This window comes from Brevibacillus sp. HB2.2 (assembly GCF_013284275.1).
In the GTDB taxonomy this organism is placed as follows: Bacteria; Bacillota; Bacilli; order Brevibacillales; family Brevibacillaceae; genus Brevibacillus; species Brevibacillus brevis_D.
Genome location: NZ_JABSUV010000005.1, coordinates 62,575 through 86,175 on the forward strand (window position 1 = coordinate 62,575; position 23,601 = coordinate 86,175).

Genomic DNA, 23,601 nt, shown 5'->3' on the forward strand with positions numbered 1-23,601 from the left:
ATGCCGAATCTTTTTGCGCTTTTTGCCAGCAAATCCCTCAAAAATAATATTTTCATAAAGTATTTCATTTGGTATCATTCTTGCAGAGCATATATGGCTATCGCGCTGAAAACGCATACATCCATTTAACATACTCGCGTGAAGGAGAGGGTTATATGTCCCAAAGCAACATGGAACAGCACAATCAATTGAAACGCACGATGAACAGCAGACACCTCTTTATGATTTCTCTTGGCGGCGTAATCGGAACCGGGTTATTCCTCGGATCAGGTTATACAATTAGTCAGGCAGGACCAGTTGGTGCCATTCTCTCCTATTTAGTCGGCGGCTTTATCATGTATCTGACTATGCTATGTCTGGGCGAGCTGACAGTTGCCATGCCAGTGGCCGGTTCGTTCCAAACATATATGACTCGCTTTGTTAGCCCATCACTTGGGTTTGGTGTAGGCTGGTTGTATTGGCTTGGTTGGGCCGTGACCGTTGCTTTAGAGTTGTTGTCATCAGGACTGCTGATGCAACGTTGGTTCCCTGACTCACCTGTTTGGATGTGGTGTGCGATCTTCGGTGTAGTGCTCTTCTTATTAAATGCTTTATCTGCTCGTGCGTTCGGTGAATCTGAGTTTTGGTTTTCCAGCATTAAAGTAAGCGCTATCATCTTGTTCATCATCTTGGGTGGAGCGGCGATGTTTGGCTTCATTGACCTGAAAAACGGTCAGCCTGCGCCAATGCTCACCAATTTTACAGAAAGCCCGCTTCTCCCCTTTGGAATTACAGGCTTGCTGATGACGATGATCACCGTGAACTTCTCCTTCCAAGGTACCGAGCTAATCGGGATTGCGGCTGGAGAAAGTGAGAATCCAGAGAAGACGATTCCGAAGGCCATTCGTACGACGGTTTGGCGTACACTCGTGTTCTTCATTCTGGCGATTGCCATTGTTGCTGGGATGATTCCACACCAACAGGCGGGTGTGATTGAAAGTCCGTTTGTCGTCGTATTTGACAGCATTGGGATTCCTTATGCAGCTGACATTATGAACTTCGTTGTCCTGACAGCACTTCTGTCTGTTGCCAACTCTGGTTTGTACGCAGCAACTCGTATGCTTTACTCCCTGTCCAAAGAAGGAATGGCTTCGAAAAAGCTTGGGGCTGTAAATGGAAAAGGGATTCCGATGAACGCTTTGTTGATTACGTTTGCAATCGCTCTCTTGTCTCTTCTCTCCGGTATTTTTGCCGAAGATACGGTGTTCATGGTACTGTTGTCTATCGCTGGTCTCGGCGCACAGGTAGGATGGATCTCCATCTCCGCTTCGCAGCTCGCATTCCGTCGTCATTACCTGAAAAACGGAGGCAAGCTGGAGGATCTGAAGTTCCGTACACCTTTGTACCCTATACTGCCTTTGATTTCCTTGATCTTGAACTTGCTCGTTCTCGTGAGTCTGGCATTCGATCCAGAACAGCGCATCGCCTTGTACTGCGGGGTTCCGTTCATGATCATTGCGATCTGCGTGTATCAATTCCATTTTAAAAAGAAACTCGAAGCGTAAATCAAAAGAAAAGCTTGCAACCCCCTTTCAAGAAGGGACTGCAAGCTTTTCGTGCTTTATATGCGATGCGTTAGGCTTGGCAATGCTACAATGAGATTCGGACAATTTCCGTAACGACTACCATGGCAAAGACTGCAAATCCAAGGGAACTCGTTACCAGCAACATGCGCTTCAGCTTTTTCATATCTTCCATAAAATTCCCTCACTTTCTTGCGCCAATCATCTCTATCGTTATATACGTATGAACGATGGAAAATGTTTCATTTCGCCCAAAAATATTTACGATCGAGCTATTTTCTTTAGATCATTCCCGATTTGTCCGGTTTGTTGTTCCATGCGATGCAGCATCCAGGCCACCCAAAACCCGATGACCAAACAAATGGTCCACGGCAGCCATGGCGTTTGCAAACGCAGCCCGACATCGTATACCCATCCTCCCGCTACCTGTCCAAATGAACCCCCGATGGCAATCGAATACCCGTTGAAGCCGTAGTAGGCGCCCACCAAGTCCTTGGGAGCAAAACGGGGAACGACATCCACCAGATTCGGAACAGCAATCATGGTACCTAGTGCAAAAAGGAACACATCCAAGAGAATGAGCCACAAAGAATCGGCAAACGTGAACAAAAATAGTCCCACGCTCATAAACAACGTCCCGATGCCAATCAAGGTAAGCCTTTGCGGATAACCCTCCAGCAATTGTGTCACTTTCATTTGAAATAAGATCACAAACAGCGAAAGCGCAGAAAGCACGATCCCTACATTCACCTTGCTATGTGTAACATTTTCAACAAACAGTGGAATCGTTAAAAACACCTGCATATTCAAATAATAATACCCCATCAAAATAAAGGTATATCGTACAAACAGCTTGTCCTTCACTACCGTAGACATACTTTCCCATATACTATGCCGTGTATTCGTGGCGCGAATCGGTGGGAAGAAAAAGAAGATCACGATGGTATTCACTCCGAAAACGGCCCCTGCAAACAGCGAGATGTACGTAAAATCAATAGCCGAGAGTGCTGTCCCCACGATTTGGGAACCGACAACCGCAATATTGCCTAGCACATTGCGAAGGGAGAATACTTCTTTTCGAATGGCCTCAGGTGTAATAATGGCGTAGGCAGCAGAGCAAGCAGGCTCAAACAACGCCCCACCCAAACCGGAAAGAATCGCGGCAACAAAAAAGTGCCACGTCTCGGTACAAAAAGCGAACATCGCAAAACCAACGGCACGTACGCCCAATCCGAGGAACATCGCCCCTTTGTATCCAAAGGCATCCGCGATCACACCACCTAAAAAGGCAAGACCTTGCTGGGAGAACTGTCTGACACTCAGGACAATCCCTGCCATCGCCAGGGTCCAGCCGATGCTGCCCGTCAAATACAAAGTGAGATAGGGGATTAATGCATAAAAACCCATATTCATCATAAAAGATGTACTTAACAAGAGCTTCACTGAAAAGGGCGTTTCTCGCCACCATTCCCACTTCATTCCAATACCCCTCGCTCTCCCGATAGCCCACATGAAATAAGGATATCCCCAGCTTAGCGAACAGGGTATAATTTGGGAAACGAACATTTTTGTATATGGTAATCAAATATTTAGATAAGAGGGATTCCAACTGTATGGACTTCGAACAATTACGCGCTTTCTACACATTGGCCCAAACGAAAAATTTCACCAAGGCTGCGGAAATGCTCCACTTAGTCCAGTCTACGGTGACAATGCGAATCAAGCAACTGGAAGAAAAAGTTGGCAAACCTCTTTTCATTCGTGATAAAAGAAGTGTTGAAATTACGCAAGCGGGCTTAACCCTATTACCGTATGCAGAGAGAATCCTCAAACTGTCCCATGAAGCCCTAAATGAAGTTGCTTCACTCCAGCCTTATGAAGACTATTTATCAATCGGCAGCTTAAATGCGATCTGGACTTCTACCCTCGAGCCGATCTTGAAAGAGTACCACTATCGGTATCCACAAATTGCGATCAGCACAAAGACAGGCCACTCGTCCGATGTCATCCAGTATTTGCTGGACAACGTGATTCAAATCGGAATTGTATACGTTCCCCCATCCTTACCCAACTTTGACGTCATTCCAACGTGGGATGATGAAATCGTCCTAGTGTGCTCTCCAGAGAGCCCCATTGCCGCATCTACACAGGTCAATTCGCGCGAGCTGCGTAATCTGCCGTTGCTGTACATGAATTGGGGCCCTCCGTTTAACGAGTGGATTAGACAGACACTGCCGCGTAATTACGTACCCAAACTAACCGTAGACAAAGCAGAGCTCGCCATCGATCTGATTAAAGAAGGTCTCGGCGTGAGCTTGTTGACGCGCTCTACCGTCAAAGCCGATCTTGCGGCTGGTACCTTGAAGGAACTGATCATAACAGGCAATAAGCCTCCCAAACGCTCGGCGTACATCGTCTTGCCGAAGGACAAAAAAAATAAACCCAGCGTAGAAAAATGGCTGAGTTTAATGAGTGAATTAGGGTATTCCACCTAGCTTCATGATTATCTGGAATGAGGTACGGGGTCGACGACTGTGCTTCGTCTCCCCATCCTTTCTTCATAGCCAAGACAAAGGAGAAAGTACCAGCACATCGATAGGAAAAAGCCGGTAAGCACATCACTCAAATAATGAACGCCCAAATACACACGGCTGAACGCGAGCAATGCTACAAAAATAAAAACCGCAAGCTGCACGAGCGACGACCATCTTTTCTCCGCAAACCATTGGGCAATCCAAAATGCGACCATGCAATAAAAGGCTGGTCCAATCATCGCATGACCACTCGGAAACGAAAAGGACTCCGGCAGCTCAATCAGATTGACGCCACTCGGTCTAGGTCTGGCAAAGACCAGCTTTAAGATCTCATTTGCAACTTCACTGACACCGAGGGAAATGAGAACAAACATTGCCTCCACACGATATTTCTTTATGTATAGGACAGCGATTATAATCACCGCTACTGGTACAAGAAACATGCCTCCGCCCAGATTGGTTACCCATCGAAAAAAAGCAGTCCCAATATCCGAGCGAATCGACTCCGCAAATGCAATGGCAGCTTGATCCATACCGGCCACTTTCCCCGCTGCATAGAGGGCAAACATGATCGTAGCGAGTACCGCAAATATAAGTGCTCCGCTTACATATCTATTTTTTCTCGTTGTCGGATTCATTTTTGATCTCCTCTTTCCATCAAAAAGCGTAAGGACTCCGCAAATCGCTGATCGTCTTCACGCGTGCGAGCGGCAGGCCCCTTCGTACGACCTCCTCCGCGCCGATATCTCGCTTTTTCATTTCGTTCTTCCAAATGAAACGCAATCCGTTCTGGGTCAAAAACCATCCCGTGTGGTGTCAGGGCATGGGCCCTCTTCCCGAGAATGAGCGCCGCCAAACCAATATCTTGCGTCACCACGACATCCCCTGAGCTCGTTTCATTCGCGAGCTTCATATCTACCGCTTGTGGGCCGGCATCTACCGTCACATGATTTGCGTTGCCAATTTGATGATTATAACTGGCAAAGGTCAGACAGATCCAGTCGAGCTCTTTGCACAATGCTTGGGCAGTTAAGAGTGCCTGGCGCGGACAAGCATCCGCATCGATAAGAACACGTCCTTTTGACATGGTTGCTCCTTTCGTGTGTATTTCTCTCCCCGTACGGATTCATTTTTGGTATGATGGAGGTGGAGAGGAGTGAGTTCACCTTTGCGCTATCAATTTATCCATGATGAACGGCTAGGTATACGGATTCCCGTGCTGCATCTGGAATGGGAAGATTATTCGACTGTAGAAAGAGCGGACATGTTGCTAGAATGGGAAGAAATCCGCGCGTCCATTCCAGATCAAATACACCGGGTAGAGAAAGTTATCATTGAGAAAACCAACCAAATGTCCGAAGAAGAAAATTTCGTCAGATCTTGCGAATTGAACAGCGAGATCCACGAATTGGCCAGTGTTATTAACGATCTTAATATATGGTTCCGTGTCCAGCAAGACCATGAAACCAAAATCCATCAATAATTCGTTTGTAAAAAGCAACAGCTCCTTGGCTTCATTTCTAGCCTCGGAGCTGTTTTTTCGTAGGATCGCTATGCTTTTTTTCGCTTGCGACCAATTTCTAGCGCCTTCAGCCCTGCTACATGTGGCGCAGCCATCGAAGTACCATTCAGCTTTTTAAACTGATTGCCCGGCCACGTAGACAGAATATCAACTCCAGGTGCCTTCATATTTACGCCCTTGCCTCTCGCACTGAACGATGCCAATTTTCCCGTTTGATCAATCGCACTAACCCCTAAGACACCATCGTACCGCGCTGGATACTCCGCTTCTCCCCCTCCGTTGCCTGCCGAAGCTACCAGTACGATTCCTTGTTGATGGGCCCGACCAACTGCTCTTGCCATTGCCTCGCTATATTGGGGCATACCAAAGCTCATGTTGATCACATCCATCTTATTGGCAATCGACCATTGCAGGGCCTGCAAAATGGTCGACAAGGATGATTGGCCATCATAATCAAAAGCACGGACGTCATACAAATGGGCCTCTGGAGACACTCCGACAATTCCTCTTTGGTTCATCTCAGCTACGATGATCCCTGCGACATGCGTGCCGTGTCCATTTTGTTTGCCGCGGACAAGCTGGATGCCGCCTTTTATTTGATCCTTCAAATCAAAATGATCGCGGGAGATTCCCGTATCGATGACAGCGACCTTGACGCCTGCTCCACGCCCCTTGCGCCACAATCTCTGTGCCCCGACATATCGCACGCCCCACGGGATTTCATCCTCCCCTTCCGCATGGACGCTTACGGTAATGTTCTCCTCCACCATCGCTTTGTACCTTCGAAAAAGCTCCTCATGCTGCTCAAAAATCTTTTGTTTGACACATAAGCAAGAAAGGTCATCATAGCATCGCCATGGAAGTCTCTCGGTTTTCGTCAGAACCTTGGTTTTCAAATCTGACAGTATCTCGGTAAACGGCGTATCCCGATGAAAGCTGACAATTTTCAACCCACTAGCCTCCTGTCATGCATCGTTCTGACTCATCCTATGTCACGGCTCCCCCTATGGGTTTGGGCCATTGCACAACGTTAAGCAAAATAGGCGAATAACGACGTGAATCTGTCCAAGCGAACCCCCTTGCTTTTCCATATAACTGCATAGGGCAGACGTATTCTTTTGGAAGGAGCGTTGCATCATGGCAAAAGCAAAAGGAAAAGCAAGGGCAAAAGTCAAGCTCAAAGCGAAGGGCAATCCACGTGATTTATTGAAATCCATTAACAAGAAAAGCAAGAAAAAATGGACGATGGGCGATGTCCGATCGCTGGCAAAAGACTTCTCCATGAAAGACTTGAGGGACGACAAGAAATTAAGCGAGCTGATTAAAAAAGTCAGCAAGGCGGTCGGTGTCAAATTATCCGACCAGCAAATGTCCAGTGTAAAAAAACAAGTTCACGATCGCCTCGGATAAGATAGGTCTCCTCCTTGGCTTCGCCTCTATATGGCGAAGCTTTTTTTTGCAAAACAAAAGAGAGAGCGAAAAATCGCTCTCCCTTCTGGCGAAGCTACCTAGTGTTTTCGTTAGTCGCAAGAGCAAGCAACGATAACGAGCAATACGAACAACACCAGTATTAAAGCAAAGTCGTCAAATCCTCCGTTGAACAGACTCATTCGCTTTCCCTCCTTTGCCAGCAACTAGTCATACTGTATGTGCGAATGCTCAAGGATGATTGGACCTTCGCCTATACACGACCGTTTTTCCCGTATTTTTACACAGGTACTGGCAAATGGGGTGGAGATTAGCTCGCTTGTCTTTCAACTGGCTCTGGCAGACCGTACGGCTTTTTCATAATTTGCCGCCAAAACGGAATCGTCCGTTGAATCATTGGTCCCGTTAACAGCGCTATTAGGATCGTGCCAATTGACACAGGTCCGCCCAAAGCAGCGCCTGCAAGCAGGACGGTTACTTCTATGATGAGGCGGACTCGCTGAATACTCCAGCCAAGACGCTCGTTCATCGCCAGCATGAAGCTGTCGCGCGGACCCGCTCCTAGAGAAGGAGACAAATACATCCCGATTCCGACAGCCAAAACAACAACACCTGCGAGAAACATCAAGACTCTCGCCCAGATTGATTGCACCTCAGGAATAAAATCCAACCATAAGATAAGATCGAGAAAAACGCCAAAGCAAACCATATTTAAGAACATTCCAAAATTGGGTTTGATTTTTGCCACCAAATACGTGGCGAAAATGACAACGACTCCTACGATCTGAGACCATAGACCAATCGTTAATCCAAATGTTTTTTGCAGGCCGATGTGAAAGGTTTCCCAAGGGGCTACGCCTAGATTTGCTTTAATGGCCAGTACTGTACCGAATGCACCAACAAACAAACCAAGGACAAACATCATGTAACGAACTGCGATCGACCGGTTGAACCCTCTGCCAGACACGACTACTCATCTCCTGACGATGTGTGTGTTTTACTTCCAGCCTGCAATGACTTCGTAAAAAAGTCCGTCCTTCCGGTAATACGCTTCGGATTTGGAGAAGTTCAGGTAGGTCTGTGCCTCTGCAAGCTGCTCTCCCGTCAAAATGACCTGGCGCTGCTTGTTCACATCGTCTCGATATTCGACGACGAGGCTGACTTCTTCTGACTGACAATGTTGAATGAGTTCTTCTGGTGTAGTAAAAGTAATCCGCTTCATGCTCCTCCACCTCCTCCATCGTGATCATTCATTATAGCAGGGATTATTGCTTTCTCCCATCGTTCCTCTCTCGCTTTACAGAAATGCTTCCAAGATCATCAGCCAATTGGGTAGCTGGGAAAATTTGCTGTGCCTCTGCCAACAGATCCTCCATCGAAAAATCTCCGTCTTCATCTTCATAACGTGGACTAAAGTGAGTCAGACACAGTTCTTTCACGCCCGCCTCTTTGGCAATTTGAGCCGCCTCGCGTGCTGTGGAATGTCCGCTTCTGGTCGCCAGCTCCTTGTCGTGATGGGCGTAGGTCGCTTCATGGACGAGCAAATCGGCCCCTTTTGCCAGCTCCAAAACCGCTTGGCTCGGCTCTGTATCTCCACTGAAGACGATTTTGCGTCCTGGCTGCGGCTCTCCAACGAAGTCCTTTCCGTCCAGAACACGACCATCCTCGAGTGTGACCTGTTCTCCTCTCTTCAAGGCTCCAAATAACGGCCCTGACGGCACACCAGCCTGCTTTGCCCGCTCTACTTGAAATGCTCCTGTCTTTTCCTTTTCCATCACGGCATAAGCAAACGAAGGCACGCGATGTTTCGCCATTCGGCAGCTCACCACGATCTCTTCGTCCTCGTAGATTACGCCCTCACTGACGATCTTTATTTCTAATGGATATTGCAAATGAACCGGACTTGCCTCCATGATACCTCGAAAATATCGGTCGAGCCCCGGTGGTCCGTACAGCTCTAACGGAGTCGGTTCGGTATTGCGCAAAGATCGACTCGCAAGCAGTCCGATCAGTCCGTACAGATGGTCCCCATGCAGATGAGTGATAAAGATTTTATCCAATTGACTAATTTTCATCGGGGCACGCAGTAGCTGGTGCTGAGTCCCCTCTCCGCAGTCAAACAACCACCACTTTCCTGCCTGTAAAAATCGCAAGCCGATCCCACTCACGTTTCTTCGCGTAGTGGGTGCACCTGATCCGGTGCCTAAAAATGTAACGATCACGCTATATCCATCTCCTTTGTGGCCTTCCCTCATTATGTGCCTGTCTCTATCTCTAGGCATTCACCCTTTTTTGTCTGGGCGCATAGCCTACAACATACAAAGCCTAGCAAGGAGGGACTCCTAATCATGAAACGATTTTTGGCGCTGGGGCTGGCCGCTTTTTTCACAATGACGGCCGTCTTGACTGGCTGCTCCAGCACTCCCGAAAAAATAAGAATTGGTGAAGTGACTCGTTCTTTGTTTTACGCCCCGCAATATGTCGCACTTGAAAAAGGATTTTTCAAGGAAGAAGGGCTGGAAGTGGAGCTCTCCACCATACCCGGCGGAGATAAAGTGATGTCAGCTCTGTTATCTGGCGGCATCGAGGTCGCGCTTGTCGGCTCCGAGACCAGCATCTACGTCTCTCAGCAAGGAGCTGCCGATCCCGTTGTCAATTTTGCGCAGCTTACTCAGACAGACGGTACCTTCCTCGTCTCCCGCACCAAAATGGATGACTTTACTTTCGACAAGCTAAAGGGCAGTGTCTTCTTGGGGCAACGGAAAGGCGGCATGCCGCAAATGGTTGGAGAGTATGTACTCAAAAAGCACAATATCAATCCGCAAGGCGACCTGGAACTCATTCAGAATATCGAATTCAAAAATATCGCGTCTTCCTTCGCATCTGGTACCGGAGCGTATGTACAGCTGTTTGAGCCGGAAGCCTCCCGCTTTGAACAGGAAGGAATCGGCCATGTCGTCGCCTCTTTTGGCAAAGAGAGCGGAACCGTTCCTTACACGGTCTTCATGACAAAACAAAGCTATATCGACAGCAACGCAGCAGCTATCCAAAAGTTTACCAATGCGGTCTACAAAGGGCAACAGTGGGTTGCCAGCCACAGTGCAAAAGAAACGGCTGATGTGATAGGCAAGTACTTCGAGCAAATCGATCCAAAGATTCTGGAAACCGCTGTACAGCGTTACTTGGAACAGGGGTCCTATGCCACAGATCCCATTCTGGACGAAAAGGAATGGAACCAGCTACAGGATATCATGGATTCCGCTGGTGAATTAAAGCAACGCGCTGAATACAACAAGCTGGTAAACACCACTTTTGCGATCCAATCCAAAGAAGGGAAATAGGCCCTCATGAAGCAGATTTCTTCTACGCCGGCAAAAATAGAACTCGGCCACGTGACCCATCTTTATTTATCCACGACCAGGGCGTTCATGGCGGTCCAAGACATTAACCTGCGCGTGGAGGAAGGCGAATTCATTTGTCTGGTTGGTCCCAGCGGTTGCGGAAAGACGACGCTACTCTCCCTCATTGCAGGGCTTGAGAAGCCGACAGCAGGCAAGGTATGGATCGACGGAAGAAAAGTCAACGGAACGTCCAGGCAAGTTGGCTACATGCTCCAGCAAGATTATTTGTTCAACTGGCGCTCCATCGAAGACAACGTGTTTCTCGGACTCGATATCCAAGGCATCCGTACCAAGGAAACAGAAGAGTACGCACTGCATCTGCTGGATGAAATGGAGCTGTCCGATGTGCGCAAATCCTCTCCCTTGCAGCTGTCGGGTGGCATGCGGCAACGGGTTGCCCTCGTCCGAACACTCGCCTGTCAACCTGATGTGCTGTTGCTTGACGAACCATTTTCGGCATTGGACTACCAGACGAAACTCAAGCTCGAAGACTTGATCTTTTCAACACTGCGTCGACATAAAAAAACGGCAGTCCTGGTGACACATGATCTCTCCGAATCGATCGCGATGGGCGATCGCGTCTATATCTTTTCACGCAACCCAGGACGCATCAACAGCGAAATTGTCGTACCCAATCCCATCCGGGATGCTCTGCCATTCGACGCCAGAAATCATGATGGATTCCAAGACTTGTTCCATCGCGTGTGGAAAGAGATGGAGGTAGTGTCTGATGCAGCCAAAGGAAATTGAATCCGTCCACCGCCGCTACTTGCAGCTAGAAAAGCGAATGAGCTTTTCCGTCTTTGCCACACAACTGTTCCTCTTTCTCGTTTTTCTCGGCTTATGGGAGCTATTGGCTCGAACCAATACCATTAATGCGCTCATCTTCAGCTATCCCACCAAAATTTGGGCTCAATTTTGGTTGCAGCTGCAAGATGGCAGTCTTCTCCCACATGTCGGCTTGACCGTATGGGAAACGATTATCGGCTTTCTCTTAGGAACCATTCTAGGAACCGTCATGGCTACGATCATATGGTGGTCCCCTTTTCTCTCCCGCGTACTAGAGCCTTACCTGGTCATAGCCAATAGTATGCCAAAGGTAGCGCTCGGTCCGGTTTTCATCGTCTGCTTTGGTCCAGGTTTGCTCTCCGTCATAGCCATGGGATGCGCGATCTCAGTTATCATCACCACGATCAACGTTTACACCAGCTTCAAGGAAGTCAATCAAAATTACGTCAAAGTCGTGCAAACACTCGGAGGGAGCAAACGGCAAATCTTCACGCTCGTCATTTTGCCCGCTACTATCCCAACCCTCCTCGCAACACTGAAGGTGAATGTCGGACTTTCGTGGGTAGGCGTCATCGTCGGAGAGTTTCTCGTATCCCAGCAAGGCTTGGGGTATTTGATCATATACGGCTTCCAAGTGTTTAATTTCACTCTGGTCATGATGAGCTTAGCCATTATCGCGGTCATCGCTACCCTGATGTATCAAGGCGTAGCCTATATAGAGCGGCGGCTCACCAGCCAGTTCAAATAGATGGCTTCTAAAAAAACGGTGCCAACCATCAACCGGGGATGATTGCACCGTTTTTTCATGGACTAATATGTTCCAAGGAGGTTAGGGAGCCACGATCTCGACCTTTATTCTATCTGGGTCCTCGAAAAACAATGCATAATGCCCCTCGCCTCCAGCATGGGGATGCCGATCCGGATAGAGCATAGAAATACCGCGACGAGCAGCTTCCTCCCGCAGCTTTTCCACATGTTCTCGATCCCGTGCGTAAAATGCCAGATGATTCAAACCGACACGACATCGGTGATACGGAATGTCGAGGAATCGCTCTTCTGCCTGGACGAATACCAGATAGGTGCCATTCTGCTTCCAACTTACTCCGCTGGCCCATTCCTGATACCGCGTATAACCCAGCTCACCCTCCAGCAACCAACCCCAAAAATCTTTGGAGCGCGCCAGATTGGACACATACACTTCCAGATGATGCAGCAAAGCACAGTCCCCCTTCTTACAGAAAAACGCCCGACAGCGAAATGCCGGGCGCTCTAGTTATCAAATTACTTCCAAAACTTCCACTTGCTCTTTTTCGTCATCGGGTCGTCCATTTGGCTCTCGACGACTTTCTGTTTGGTGGCTGCTTCCACTTCGAGTGCTCCAGGTACCCGATTCAGGAAGTGGTCGATCATTGGCTTGTAGTTATCTGGCAAATGCTCTTGCATGTTTCGAAGGATGTCAATTGCCTTTTCCATTTGATCGGTCGCCAGCAGAGCGTTGGCATAGTTGAAGCCCGCATACGGATACGGGAAGTGCGGCGTCCAGAACTTTTCACAAATCTGAATCAATTGATAGACATATCCTGCTTGTCCCAATTCTCCAGTCACAGTCATCACGACCTCAAAGCGGTCCTTCGCTCCTTCAATCGCTACCGTGTACCACTTCATCGCATTCAGGAGGTCCTCCTCCGTCAAGGCAATACGAGCCAGTTGAAGCTGTGGTCTCCAAGCGCCTTCTTTACTTGCCAGCGCCTCCAGTTGCCCTTTCAGCTCATCCTTTTTCCCTCTTTGCATGAAGCTCTCGACAAACATGTTCAAGCCATTTTCTTGATTTGGGTCTTTGTGCAAACCTGTATGTAGGGTCTCGAACGCTTTTGGCTCATCTCCCTCAAACGCGAAGATTTTTGCCAAATTGGTGCAAGCCGTACCCGATGACGGGAATCGTTCCAGACAATCTGTCAGGATTTTTTTAGCGCTTTCAAACTCTCTCGCCTGCATATGAACGACTGCACGGAAAATGAGAGCAGACTCAATTGGCCCGTATAATTCGAGAAGCCTGTCGGCAGCAACAGCCGCTTGCTCGTGAAATTGACCCTTCACCAACTCCATCGCAAAATCGCGAAGCTTATCTTTTTCATCCCAGTACTTATCCAGATTTTGCGGAATTATTTTTTTCTGGTAATCCTCTTGGGACATATCGATGGTTTGACCAAACTCATTGGTAAACGTCACAAATTCAGACATGAAACAGCCTCGCTTTCATTTCCTCACAAAAGTTTCAAATGCTTGTATCGCCAATTAGATCCATGCTTTGATATTTACTTTACGGATAAATTCCTCCATTGATTCCTTCGCGGGTTCGTCATTTGCCTCTTCTGCATCTTCCATGCCCATCAGTTGTCGAAACAGTGCTTCGTTCCTTGTCGCCAATGCAAAGTCAAGTAATGCCTCATGCGAGATGCGATTAGCTTCTTCTTCCAGCAATTGCTCCTCCAAGGCGATATCCTCTTCTACAACGGCGATATGCTTATCAATTTTTGGAATGCGTAAAACCCAAGAAAATGCGCTGTCCGGATTGCGGTCACGAGCAATCAGGTATCCGTATTCACCCAAAGGCAAACCCTGCTCGAAGGAGTCGGCAACAATGACGACGCGTTGTCCAAGCTTGAACATGAGCGTCAACTCCCAATAAAGATTAATTCTAATCATACTAAATTGTATGTGTTCTTGGGAAGAGCAAACCCCCAAGGATAGGAAAACGCACAAAAAGTTTGTTGCCCGAACCAAAATAAGGTACAATTTTTACTAATGATGGATATTGGTAATGAGGTGTACAAGGTATGGGTGAAATGTCTACAGGGTTTTCCCTGTTTATCGTTGGCTGGACCATTGTTCTCGTAAGTCTGATGGCGATTGGCGGGTATTTCATGTTCCGCAAATTTCTCAAGTCCATGCCCAAGCAAGACGGAAAATCTGACTTGGATTGGCAGGACCATTACATTGATCAGACACGTGCGCTCTGGACAGATGAGGGTCTGACCTTGCTCAATGAACTGGTTGATCCTGTGCCACAGTTGTTTCGTGATGTTGCAAGACGATCCATCGCAGCGAAAATCGGCCAGATCGCGTTGGAAGAGAAAGCAACCACCATTACAACAGATTTGATTGTAAAGGGGTACATCGTAGCAACCCCCAAGCGTGACCACAAATGGCTCATCGCCCACCTGAAATCCAAAGAAATCGATTATACGCCCTATGAGAAATATTTGAATGCCGAGGGATAATTGAAACTTCCTGTAGAGTCGTCCGTAGAAAATGGTAAGACCTTTTTGGCAAGGAGAAGATGTGGATGTCAGTCCTACTCACGATTTTGGGAATCGGTTTCGTTATTTTGATCGTTGCGATTGTCATCGTGGCGGTCCTCTTTAAGAAAGGCGCCCGGTTCTTATGGAAAATGACCGGACGTGGCTATCACAAATACAGCAGCAGCAGTGATTACCGATATCGGCCCTCATGGAAGACGGGGCATCGAACATACGGTCATCGTCACTATCGTCGCAAATATTCCAGCCATAGTTCATTTTTTAGTAGCTAACGTTAATAGAATGAGAAGGCACTCCAATTCGTTTGGGTGTCTTGCAACAAACCTCCAAAACCACAAGCTTAGTGGGGTCGGAGGTTTGTATGATTTTAAGCATCGCCGCTTTTTTTAGTTACGTTTTTCTGCCCTCCGGATACCCCACCTGATACCAGAAATGCCATGACTTCTGAGCTTTCCGTATCGAGAAGCTGTACCTGATCGCTCGGGAACAACAGGAGATTTCCTGCAAAATTGTACGACTGCGGCAGATAGACTGCTACGTGGTCTGTGAGACCGAAAGAATCGAGGCTTTCCTTTGTAATAAACCCAATGGCCTTTGCATTTCCATCCTTGGATAGCGTCACGAGCACCGGCTTGTCAAAGCTCTTCTTCTCCCCTACAAACGCTCCGATCAAATCCTTGATGGACGTATAAATGAGTTTGATAAACGGCACTTTCTCGAAGATGGTGGATACGAGCGAAAGCACTCCGCGTGTCAGAACGTTGGATGCAAGGAAACCGATAATCGTGATGCCAAGTATGGTCAAGAGGACACCCAGTCCTGGAATTTGGAGATTAAACCACCTATGGACCAGCAGATAGAACCAGTTATCCACGGTTGTGAAAATCCAATACAAAATATAAAGCGTCACTGCCAAAGGAATGACAAACAATAACCCCTCAAAAAAATAGCGAATGAAACGCTTCATCTCTCTCCTCCTCTCTCCTAACCACAATACCGTAATTATTGTACCTGATTGGATTGCCATCTGCTATGATGAAGAAAAAAAGAGAAAGTAGGGAGATTCATGCAAGCACTTGTCACACCTCAATGGCTCAAAGATCATCTGAACGATGAAAATTTGGTGATCGTCGATTGTCGTTTTGCTTTAAGTGCTTCTGAAGCAGGTGCAGAGGAATACGAGAACGATCACATCCCGGGAGCCCTCTACTTTCATCTGAACCGTGACCTTTCTGGCTCCAAAAGCGAGCATGGTGGACGTCATCCTATACCAGATACGGATCTGCTAGCTGCCCATTTTTCAAATGCGGGAATCGATGCCAACACCACTGTCATCGCCTACGATGATCAGGAAATGGCAATGGCAGGACGGCTATGGTGGCTGCTGCGATATCTTGGTCATGATCGGGTAGCTGTACTTGACGGCGGATACGCTGCTTGGAAAAAGGCTGGCTATGAGGTAACAGCAGAAGTACCTACTGTACAAGCTCGTCAGTTCGTCCCCCATGTCCGTCACGACATGCTGGTTGACATGGAAGGTGTCAAAAAGCGCAGCGAGCACACTGTATTGCTCGATTCTCGTGCGCCAGAACGCTACCGCGGCGAGAACGAACCGATCGACGCAAAAGCAGGTCACATCCCCGGGGCGCACAATTTCTTTTACAAGGACAACCTCGGCGCTGATCAGACGATGCTTCCTGCAGATGAGCTGCAAAAGCGTCTCGCTCCTTACGCTGATAAAGAATTGATCGTCTATTGCGGCTCAGGCGTGACGGCTTGCTCCAATTTGCTCGCTTTCCATGCTGCTGGTCGAACCGATGTGAAATTGTATTTGGGCAGTTGGAGTGACTGGAGCTCGTATCCGGATAATCCGGTAGCTACCGGCGAAGAGTAATTCCATAATTGGAATGGCGGCGATCGCTTCCCCTACGATACTAGGGAGCGGTCGCCTTATTTTTTCTTCCTCTATCATTTTCGTCACCATTCATAGATAATAATTATCATTATCACAAACGTGTACACGTGCCTGAAAAGGTGGATGGATTCATGAAGCATAACGAAGAATACGAGCCTAGACGCCAAATGTCACTCAGCGAGGTTCGCTCATATATGATCTGTAACTTCGATCGTCCGTTAAACGTAACTACGTTGGCAGCGATGGCGAACTTGAGTCCGAGCTATTTTGGCGATTCGTTCAAGAAGGCTTACGGACAAAGTGTCATGGACTATGTTACGAGTCTGCGTATCAATCATGCCAAGCGATTGTTACGTGAGACGAATATGAAGCTGCGGGATATTGCGAAAACAATCGGGTATAGCGATGAGTTTTACTTTAGTCGGAAGTTCAAGAAGGAAGTGGGTGTATCCCCTTCCGCGTATGAAAGAGCATCCCAGCGCAAAGTTGCCGTCTACTCCCCTTCCCTGCTGGGACATCTAGTCGTACTGGGGATAATCCCAGTCGCTGCTCCCCTGGATGCGAAGTGGACCCCCTATTACTATCAGCAGTATCAGCAACAGATCGCGGTTCATTTAAAAGCAGTCGAAACACCGTGGAACGATGACACTCAGGAAAACACGCTTCTTTCTGCCAAGCCGGATGTTGTCATTAGTCAGATAGAGCTTCCCGAAACTACCAGGCAACGCTTGTCCGCACATGGCATAGACGTCTGCTCTCTCCAATCTTCTGGCTGGAGAGAGCAATTACGTGAAGTTGCCAGCTACACGGGCAAAGAAGCAGCTTGTGACTCCTGGATCGCTTTTTATGAAGCAAAAGCGGCTACCGTTCGCGCAGATCTGCAATCCGTGCTCAAGCAAGATAAATTTGCGATCATTCGACTCTATCGGGATGGCATCCATCTCTACAACAACAAGGGAATGAAGGAGCTTCTGTGCGATGATTTGCAGCTTTCTCTTGTGGAAGAGGAAACGGAACCTTGCAATCGGCCAATCACGCTCGAACAGCTCGCAAGCTATGACCCGAAGCGAATCCTGTTGTTCGTTTGTCTGGATGAGTCGACACGCCTAAGCTGGCTGACTCTCCAGCATCATCCGCTTTGGAGAGGACTTCGCGCTGTTCAACATGGATATCTCTACTCCTTGCCCTCTAACCCATGGTACGAGTATTCACCGGTTGCCATGAACCGAATGCTGGATGAGATCATGCTGATGATAACAGGGAAAAGTCCAAATGCCATTCAAGGTGGTGTCCATGGAGCCCCTTTCTTGGGTGAATTATAATGTTTTCCAGTGAGAAACATTATCATCGAGAGGGGATTCCACTTTTATGACAAAGAAAACTAACCTTGCGCTGATGCTGACCACGGCGATGCTCGTTGCGGGACTGGCAGCAGGCTGCGGGAACCATGCAAACAGTGAGGCAGTAGCGCAGAAGGTCGATTCGTCCGCGACTGGGAATGTCGCTGAATCGGCAAATAGCTCTTCTGACCAGCCTGCCTACCCGCGGGTACTAAAAGATGAAATGGGTAACGAGGTGACATTGCCTGCCGCACCTGCCAAAATATTCGCTCCCAATCTGGAAGATACTTTGGTCGCACTGGGCGTTGCTCCGGTCGTGCAGTGGTCATCTGGCTCAAGACCGAAAATGTATTTGCAAGATCGACTAAAAGATGTGCCGTCCATTGCCTTCACAGGCGGATTGCCTCCAGAGCCGGAAGCGGTTATGGCCCATGAACCAGACCTCATCCTCTTGCACAATGCCAACCATATCGAGAGCGGCGTGTACGATAAATATAAGATGATTGCGCCGACGTATGTATTCAAGCAAGCAAATGCTGATCTTGATTCTTCCGTACGAGTGATTGGCGATCTGTTAGGCAAGTCGGCGGAAGCTGAAAAAGCTTTGCAGACATATAAGGAGCATGTCGAGGCAGCCAAACAGGAGCTGGCCCCTCATATCCAAGGCAAAAAAGCAGCGATCATTCGCTTCAATGGCAGAGGGATGTTCTTCATCAAGTACGATTTCTTCAGTGGATATGTACTTACCAATGAGCTAGGCTTTTTGCCAAGCCAGGTTGTATCGGGCGGTGACATCCATTTATCACTAGAGAGCTTACCTGATCTGGATGCGGACTATATTTTCCTGATCAATGACGCTGGTACGGGGGATGCGTTCGAGAAAGAATTAACAGGGAGTCCTGTTTGGAAAAGCATGCAGGCAGTGAAGAACGGTCGTACGTTTAAAGTAGAGGGAGATCACTGGTTAAGTGGTGGCCTAATCGCACATAGGAAAGTCATTGACGATGTGAAAGGATTGATTGCAAAATGAGAATGATAGAGAAAAACAGCTACTCCCCTCATAATTGTGTGGAGTGGACACTGCAATCAAGCCATGGTCGTGACTATCGGATTATGATTGCGATTCCGGAAGCTGAGGCCCCTCCTGAGGGGTATGCGGTTATTTATGCCGTGGATGGCGATGCGATGTTCGGAACAATTGCGGAGACAGTAAAGTTGCAAACCCGCAAGCCCAAGGGCTACAACCCAGCCATTGTTGTAGGAATTGGCTATCCCTCACGACTACCATTTGACATGGACCGCCGTTGTTACGATCTGACCATGCCTGTGGACGTAGCTACACTTCCTGACCGACCGAATGGGCAGCCTTGGCCCGAGCATGGTGGAGCTGATTTGTTCCTCGATTTCCTTGAACAGCAGCTGCTGCCAGCTATTTCTTCCGAATGGCAGGTAAATCCGAATAAACAGGCGATTTTCGGCCATTCCTTGGGCGGTCATTTCACCCTGTATACGATGTTCTCGCGCCCGAAGCTTTTCTCACACGTCGTTTCAGGCAGCCCTTCCGTCTGGTGGGGCAATGACGAGGTATTGAGAGAGCAGGAACGCTTCATCGCCGAATGGAAAGGCGATCATGAAATAAGGCTGCTTGTCATTGTTGGCGGCGATGAGCTCACCTTCATGGTCGAGGGTGCACAACGGGTAGTCGAGCGTATGGAACCACTCTCTACCAACGGTGTTCAAGTGAGCTACATCAAATTCGAAGAGGAGGGCCACGTAAGCGTGCTGCCTTCCGCTATTAATAGACTTGTGCGGTTTGTGCTTGCGGATTAGCCCTCTGAAACTACTTTCGTAAACGTAAAGGACAGACAAATGATACGATATATGCGTCTATTGCTTCATTTCGGCTATCAAGAAGCCATGTCTTGCTTGTTTCCGGTCTTTATTTTTGGTTCGCTCGCCTTGTCCAAATTCGTCACCATTCCTGGTTTGCCAAGGTATGACCTCCTGCTGTTGCTCTGCCTGCTCTTCCAGATTTTCATGGTGAAAAGCGGCTTGGAGTCTCGGGACGAATTGAAGGTCATCACGGTCTTTCACGTGATCGGGCTGTGCTTGGAAATATTCAAGGTACATATGGGATCTTGGAGCTATCCAGAGGATGCGTACAGCAAGGTGTTTGGCGTTCCTCTGTACAGTGGGTTCATGTACGCTAGTGTCGCGAGCTACTTATGTCAAGCGTGGCGTCGCCTAGAGGTTTCTCTCTCTGGCTGGCCGAATCAGATTATCGCCACCATTTTGGGCGCAATGATCTATCTGAACTTTTTCACCCATCATTATATTGGGGATTTGCGTTGGGTTCTGATGGCAGCTATTTTCATTGTCTTCTGGAAAACACGTGTTTATTTTACCGTCGCGAACGAGCGGCATTTCATGCCCATCCCTCTTGGTTACTTTTTGATCGGTTTTTTCATTTGGATTGCGGAAAATATAGCGACGTTTCTTGGCGCTTGGAATTATCCGAATCAAAGAGCAGGCTGGGAGCTCGTGCATCTCAGTAAAATCAGCTCGTGGTTTTTGCTCGTCATCGTGAGCTTTATTATCGTGGCGGAGTTGAAGCATGTAAAATCCAGAAGATCCCAATCCCAAGATAGCAAGAAACACATGTAAAAAGCCTATCCACTCTTTCGTACGAAACGTCAAGGGGTGGATAGGCTTTCTCTTCTTTATTTCATAACGTTGCTGAGTACATTCTCAATCATTTGACGATTGGCAATAACCCCAGTGTATAGCCAGCTAGAATCTTTCGCAAACGTATACGCATTGCCATTCTTCACAGCAGGGATATTCGTCCATACTGGATCCTTTTGAAGCTGTTCCACAGCAGTCGGATTACTGTTTACGATAAACAAATACTCGGCATCGAGTTCAGCCAATTTCTCCATGGAAATCGCGTTCCAGTTTGCATCTCCTGACTTGGAGATTTCCTGAACGATGGCAGGAACCTTAAACCCGAGGTCCTTGTAAAGCACGTCTCCGCTAGACAAGTCCTGACGTGCTACGTACACATTTTTCCCCGTCATCCACAGTGCTGCCGCTGATTTTTCCCCGATCGCTTTCTGCAGCTTTTGCTTGGACTCGGCTGCAAATGTCTCATAATCCGCTAGCACCTTCTTCGCTTCTTCCCCCTTGTTGAGGACTTCTCCTACTGTCAGAAGCTCTTTACGCCAATCGCTGTTCTTTTCTTTCCCAATGGTATAAGTAGGAGCAATTTTCGAGTACTGGCTATACTTGTCCCCTTGGACTAGGGATGCGCTCTCCAAAATAATCAGGTCAGGGCTGTGGCTCATCACGACCTCTGGCGGCAGATCATAAGGAATCGCTGGAATACCCCCCAGCTCTTTTTGCAGGTAGCCTTGTACCTGGCTGTTCCCTACTGACCATTGAGCAACTGGCTTCACTCCCAATGCTACTAAATGATCCTCCAGATAAGAAGCGATCACGCGCTGCGGTTGAGCTGGGACAGTTACTTCATTTCCCATCGCATCCTTCAGTACCCGTGGGGCTTCAGTCGCTGGTGTCGCGGGCTGGCTGTTGCTCGCTTGTGTCTCTGGACTCGCAGCGTTCGGCTGGCCAGAGCAAGCACTCACGATTGTAACGAGGCTTGCCAATACGACACTGGCTATCGAAAGTTTGGCTGTTTTCTTCATTGGTTCGTTCCTCCATCTGCGTCATGCCTTCAAGCAGCGAAAAATTGCCAACTCGACTGCACTTTTAATTGAGAATAATTATCATAATCACAATGGGTATTATAGCCGATTATGGCAAGATGCTCAACTTTTTGTTTTATGGAAACAAAAAAAGACCCCCTGCTCTCTTAGCAGAAAGTCCTTATCCTCTTAGCGTGGAACCCCGCTTAACAAAAATCGATGCAGTCCCCCGATCAGGCAGACACCCGCGGTTACAAAAAACGCAATGAAGTAGGAATGGTGCCAATTCCCCAGCAAGCCTGCCAATACTGGGCTCAATACCGCTCCGATCGACAATATCGCTGAGTAAATACTAAACACGCTACCGTATTGCTCTCTCGGTGTATGTACCGTCAAAATGGTCGCGAAAGCTGGGAACAGCATCCCAAAGCACGCACCGAAGAAAAACATCATGACGTGAATCGGAATCGCCAGCCCGATTGCCAGAGCGTACAGAAGAAGGCTGAGCACACCCAATCCAGCAAACGTTCTCGTCTCAACGGGGACCCGATGCAGCCAAAACTGGCACAAAATCGCAAGTGCCCCCAACCCTTTCAAGCTGAATAATATGCCAGTAACAGCAGGGGACATCCCTTGTTTTTGAATGAGCAAAGGCACTTCATAGATGATCGTTCCTTGTGCGTAAATGATCGCAAATCCCCCAAGAAACGCAGGATATAGCATTCGATTTTCCAGGATGGTAGTTAGGCTCTGCTTGCCCTCACCTTTGCTTCGTGGCGTAGACGACGTGCTTCCCTCTACTCTTTCGGGCAACATCATCCAAGCGAAAACGCCAGCAATCATCATCATGTAGCCGAGAATCACAAATGATTGGCCATAGCCAAACTGCACCGCCAAAAAGCTACCGACTGCCGGGGATACGATACCTGCCGCGGTAAGGACCAATCCCTTTTTCCCCATGATCTCGCCCTGCTCAAGTGCCGTCTTCCCTGTTTCTCCGAGCAAGGCAGAACAAGCAGGAGATACAAACGCCATCAAAAACCCGAGCATCAGCCGAAAGGTAAAGAAGCCCGCAGTATTTTGCACGATGCCTTGACCAATCAGCATCACGCCAGCCAAAATCAATCCACCTGCGATAAACCATTTTTTCGGATAGCGATCAAGAAAAGGGCCAGCGAGCAGGTTTCCTGTCAAATTGCTGATCGCATAACCGCCGAGCACAAAGCCGATCATCGCAGCGGATACACCCAATACGTTTAAATACGGCGCAAGAAGAGGCGTCTGCGCGTGCATGTCAAAGGCAACAAGAAACAAAACCACTAACAAGAGAGCCCTCAAAGCATTCCCTTCCTCTCAAACGGCCTGTCTTTGTCCCAGTATATGAAGGGAATGGTACAAGTAGGATACAAAAAGAAGAAGGAAGATTCGGAATAAAAGTAGCAATTATTTTTGTATTACCGTAATATTTACTGTAATACCGTAATTACTTTTTGAGCAGGAGGTGACTTTTTGGAGCACGTTTACAAAAAAATACGAGCACTTCGTATCCAGCAGGAGCTTACTTTAAAGGATTTAAGTGAGAAATCAGGATTCTCCGTCAGCTTCTTATCACAAGTAGAGCGCGGCAACAGCTCGCTCGCGATTACTTCCCTGCAAAAAATTGCGGAATGTCTGGGTGTCCCCATTACGTACTTCTTTGAAGTCGAAAAAGATGTCACGTACCACACGCCCATTGCAAAACGGAAAACGTTGCAGATTGAAGGGTCACCGGTAAAGTACATTCGAATCGGTGGGAATTTCCCCGACAGGGCACTCGAGCCCCTCCTCAACGTATTACCACCCGGACAGACGAAACATGTCGCCTTTCAGCATCCCGGTGAAGAGTTTTACTACGTCGTTAAAGGATGTGTCACCATCGTCGTCGACGAAACCGAATACCATCTCGAGCAAGGAGACACGATCCACTTCCCTTCCTCTCTCCTACATACGTGGTACAATCCTTCCACTGTTGAAGAAGCCGAGATCCTGTCCGTTTTGACACCTGTCATTTTTAGAACCTAGCGCAATGTGTCTCATCCGCATGTCT

The 23,601-nt window shown here is 48.1% G+C and carries 29 protein-coding genes; 15 read left to right on the plus strand and 14 right to left on the minus strand.

The annotated features are described in order from the left end of the window. Positions 1-155 precede the first annotated feature (155 nt). Positions 156-1,544 carry an amino acid permease gene (locus HP401_RS05120; protein ID WP_012685948.1) on the plus strand — a complete coding sequence of 463 codons (1,389 nt, stop codon included), beginning with the start codon at positions 156-158 and terminating at the stop codon, positions 1,542-1,544. Between the two features lie 279 nt (positions 1,545-1,823). Here HP401_RS05120 and HP401_RS05125 read toward each other — a convergent pair whose 3' ends face one another. Beyond that, positions 1,824-3,041, minus strand: a complete 1,218-nt coding sequence (locus HP401_RS05125; RefSeq protein ID WP_172801866.1) for an MDR family MFS transporter — start codon at positions 3,039-3,041, stop codon at positions 1,824-1,826. A gap of 134 nt (positions 3,042-3,175) precedes the next feature. Between HP401_RS05125 and HP401_RS05130 the strand changes: the two genes are divergently transcribed. Next, entirely contained in the window at positions 3,176-4,057 is an 882-nt protein-coding gene (locus tag HP401_RS05130; RefSeq protein WP_012685945.1) for a LysR family transcriptional regulator, read from the plus strand. Between the two features lie 8 nt (positions 4,058-4,065). Here the strand turns inward: HP401_RS05130 and HP401_RS05135 are convergent, their stop codons facing one another. Both HP401_RS05135 and HP401_RS05140 read right to left on the minus strand, forming a co-directional pair. Continuing rightward, positions 4,066-4,734: a phosphatase PAP2 family protein gene (locus HP401_RS05135; RefSeq protein WP_173604309.1), complete on the minus strand. Its 669-nt coding sequence runs from the start codon at positions 4,732-4,734 to the stop codon at positions 4,066-4,068. Continuing rightward, on the minus strand, positions 4,731-5,183 hold the full coding sequence (locus HP401_RS05140; RefSeq protein ID WP_087343916.1) for a YaiI/YqxD family protein: 453 nt from the start codon (positions 5,181-5,183) through the stop codon (positions 4,731-4,733). Before HP401_RS05140 ends, HP401_RS05135 begins: the two co-directional genes overlap by 4 nt. Positions 5,184-5,252: 69 nt before the next feature. Here HP401_RS05140 and HP401_RS05145 point away from each other — a divergent pair, with 69 nt between their 5' ends. Continuing rightward, the gene (locus tag HP401_RS05145) at positions 5,253-5,579 is read left to right on the plus strand and encodes a hypothetical protein (RefSeq protein WP_173604310.1); all 327 of its coding nucleotides are present in this window, start codon (positions 5,253-5,255) and stop codon (positions 5,577-5,579) included. Between the two features lie 68 nt (positions 5,580-5,647). On the opposite strand, the gene HP401_RS05150 is transcribed toward HP401_RS05145, so the two are convergent. Continuing rightward, a complete protein-coding gene (locus tag HP401_RS05150) occupies positions 5,648-6,568 on the minus strand; it encodes a S8 family peptidase (RefSeq protein ID WP_064199829.1) in 921 nt (306 codons plus the stop codon). A gap of 187 nt (positions 6,569-6,755) precedes the next feature. Between HP401_RS05150 and HP401_RS05155 the strand changes: the two genes are divergently transcribed. Continuing rightward, positions 6,756-7,028, plus strand: a complete 273-nt coding sequence (locus HP401_RS05155) for a stage VI sporulation protein F (RefSeq protein ID WP_064199828.1) — start codon at positions 6,756-6,758, stop codon at positions 7,026-7,028. A gap of 110 nt (positions 7,029-7,138) precedes the next feature. Here the strand turns inward: HP401_RS05155 and HP401_RS05160 are convergent, their stop codons facing one another. From HP401_RS05160 to rnz, 4 genes are all read right to left on the minus strand, one after another. Next, the gene (locus HP401_RS05160; protein WP_100169674.1) at positions 7,139-7,228 is read right to left on the minus strand and encodes a YjcZ family sporulation protein; all 90 of its coding nucleotides are present in this window, start codon (positions 7,226-7,228) and stop codon (positions 7,139-7,141) included. Between the two features lie 128 nt (positions 7,229-7,356). After that, the gene (locus HP401_RS05165; RefSeq protein ID WP_173604311.1) at positions 7,357-8,013 is read right to left on the minus strand and encodes a YczE/YyaS/YitT family protein; all 657 of its coding nucleotides are present in this window, start codon (positions 8,011-8,013) and stop codon (positions 7,357-7,359) included. Positions 8,014-8,043: 30 nt separating this feature from the next. Then, positions 8,044-8,268, minus strand: a complete 225-nt coding sequence (locus HP401_RS05170) for a hypothetical protein (RefSeq protein ID WP_064199827.1) — start codon at positions 8,266-8,268, stop codon at positions 8,044-8,046. Between the two features lie 43 nt (positions 8,269-8,311). Next, positions 8,312-9,268, minus strand: coding sequence for a ribonuclease Z (gene rnz, locus HP401_RS05175; protein ID WP_087343925.1), 957 nt, complete (start codon positions 9,266-9,268; stop codon positions 8,312-8,314). 126 nt (positions 9,269-9,394) lie between these two features. On the opposite strand from rnz, the gene HP401_RS05180 reads away from it, so the two are divergent. The 3 genes from HP401_RS05180 to HP401_RS05190 are packed head-to-tail and all read left to right on the plus strand — an operon-like array spanning position 9,395 to position 11,984. After that, the gene (locus tag HP401_RS05180) at positions 9,395-10,387 is read left to right on the plus strand and encodes an ABC transporter substrate-binding protein (RefSeq protein WP_173604312.1); all 993 of its coding nucleotides are present in this window, start codon (positions 9,395-9,397) and stop codon (positions 10,385-10,387) included. Positions 10,388-10,393: 6 nt separating this feature from the next. After that, the gene (locus HP401_RS05185; protein ID WP_173604313.1) at positions 10,394-11,197 is read left to right on the plus strand and encodes an ABC transporter ATP-binding protein; all 804 of its coding nucleotides are present in this window, start codon (positions 10,394-10,396) and stop codon (positions 11,195-11,197) included. Continuing rightward, positions 11,178-11,984, plus strand: coding sequence for an ABC transporter permease (locus tag HP401_RS05190; RefSeq protein WP_173604314.1), 807 nt, complete (start codon positions 11,178-11,180; stop codon positions 11,982-11,984). Before HP401_RS05185 ends, HP401_RS05190 begins: the two co-directional genes overlap by 20 nt. Before the next feature lie 81 nt (positions 11,985-12,065). Here HP401_RS05190 and HP401_RS05195 read toward each other — a convergent pair whose 3' ends face one another. From HP401_RS05195 to HP401_RS05205, 3 genes are all read right to left on the minus strand, one after another. After that, entirely contained in the window at positions 12,066-12,452 is a 387-nt protein-coding gene (locus HP401_RS05195; RefSeq protein WP_173604315.1) for a VOC family protein, read from the minus strand. A gap of 65 nt (positions 12,453-12,517) precedes the next feature. Then, positions 12,518-13,477, minus strand: coding sequence for a tetratricopeptide repeat protein (locus HP401_RS05200; protein ID WP_173604316.1), 960 nt, complete (start codon positions 13,475-13,477; stop codon positions 12,518-12,520). 54 nt (positions 13,478-13,531) lie between these two features. After that, positions 13,532-13,906: a hypothetical protein gene (locus tag HP401_RS05205; RefSeq protein WP_012685928.1), complete on the minus strand. Its 375-nt coding sequence runs from the start codon at positions 13,904-13,906 to the stop codon at positions 13,532-13,534. A 167-nt stretch (positions 13,907-14,073) separates the two neighbouring features. On the opposite strand from HP401_RS05205, the gene HP401_RS05210 reads away from it, so the two are divergent. Continuing rightward, positions 14,074-14,517, plus strand: a complete 444-nt coding sequence (locus HP401_RS05210; protein WP_012685927.1) for a DUF2621 domain-containing protein — start codon at positions 14,074-14,076, stop codon at positions 14,515-14,517. A 65-nt stretch (positions 14,518-14,582) separates the two neighbouring features. Further along, positions 14,583-14,828 carry a hypothetical protein gene (locus HP401_RS05215; RefSeq protein ID WP_172137692.1) on the plus strand — a complete coding sequence of 82 codons (246 nt, stop codon included), beginning with the start codon at positions 14,583-14,585 and terminating at the stop codon, positions 14,826-14,828. 95 nt (positions 14,829-14,923) lie between these two features. Here the strand turns inward: HP401_RS05215 and HP401_RS05220 are convergent, their stop codons facing one another. Further along, on the minus strand, positions 14,924-15,523 hold the full coding sequence (locus HP401_RS05220; RefSeq protein WP_173604317.1) for a DUF502 domain-containing protein: 600 nt from the start codon (positions 15,521-15,523) through the stop codon (positions 14,924-14,926). A 99-nt stretch (positions 15,524-15,622) separates the two neighbouring features. Between HP401_RS05220 and HP401_RS05225 the strand changes: the two genes are divergently transcribed. The 5 genes from HP401_RS05225 to HP401_RS05245 all read left to right on the plus strand — a co-directional run bounded on the left by HP401_RS05225 (position 15,623) and on the right by HP401_RS05245 (position 20,475). Further along, positions 15,623-16,450, plus strand: coding sequence for a sulfurtransferase (locus HP401_RS05225; RefSeq protein WP_173604318.1), 828 nt, complete (start codon positions 15,623-15,625; stop codon positions 16,448-16,450). Positions 16,451-16,602: 152 nt separating this feature from the next. Then, a complete protein-coding gene (locus HP401_RS05230) occupies positions 16,603-17,793 on the plus strand; it encodes a helix-turn-helix domain-containing protein (RefSeq protein WP_173604319.1) in 1,191 nt (396 codons plus the stop codon). 46 nt (positions 17,794-17,839) lie between these two features. Continuing rightward, positions 17,840-18,841 carry an ABC transporter substrate-binding protein gene (locus tag HP401_RS05235; RefSeq protein ID WP_173604320.1) on the plus strand — a complete coding sequence of 334 codons (1,002 nt, stop codon included), beginning with the start codon at positions 17,840-17,842 and terminating at the stop codon, positions 18,839-18,841. Continuing rightward, positions 18,838-19,641 (plus strand): alpha/beta hydrolase, encoded by an 804-nt coding sequence (locus HP401_RS05240; RefSeq protein ID WP_173604321.1) that lies wholly within the window; start codon positions 18,838-18,840, stop codon positions 19,639-19,641. The genes HP401_RS05235 and HP401_RS05240 overlap by 4 nt, the downstream gene beginning before the upstream one ends. Before the next feature lie 39 nt (positions 19,642-19,680). Continuing rightward, positions 19,681-20,475, plus strand: a complete 795-nt coding sequence (locus HP401_RS05245) for a DUF817 domain-containing protein (RefSeq protein WP_087343958.1) — start codon at positions 19,681-19,683, stop codon at positions 20,473-20,475. 56 nt (positions 20,476-20,531) lie between these two features. On the opposite strand, the gene HP401_RS05250 is transcribed toward HP401_RS05245, so the two are convergent. Continuing rightward, complete coding sequence (locus HP401_RS05250) at positions 20,532-21,515, minus strand: ABC transporter substrate-binding protein (RefSeq protein WP_173604322.1); 984 nt, start codon at positions 21,513-21,515, stop codon at positions 20,532-20,534. Between the two features lie 189 nt (positions 21,516-21,704). Next, a complete protein-coding gene (locus HP401_RS05255) occupies positions 21,705-22,853 on the minus strand; it encodes an MFS transporter (protein ID WP_087343962.1) in 1,149 nt (382 codons plus the stop codon). Between the two features lie 171 nt (positions 22,854-23,024). Here HP401_RS05255 and HP401_RS05260 point away from each other — a divergent pair, with 171 nt between their 5' ends. Beyond that, complete coding sequence (locus tag HP401_RS05260) at positions 23,025-23,576, plus strand: helix-turn-helix domain-containing protein (protein WP_173604323.1); 552 nt, start codon at positions 23,025-23,027, stop codon at positions 23,574-23,576. Positions 23,577-23,601 lie beyond the last annotated feature (25 nt).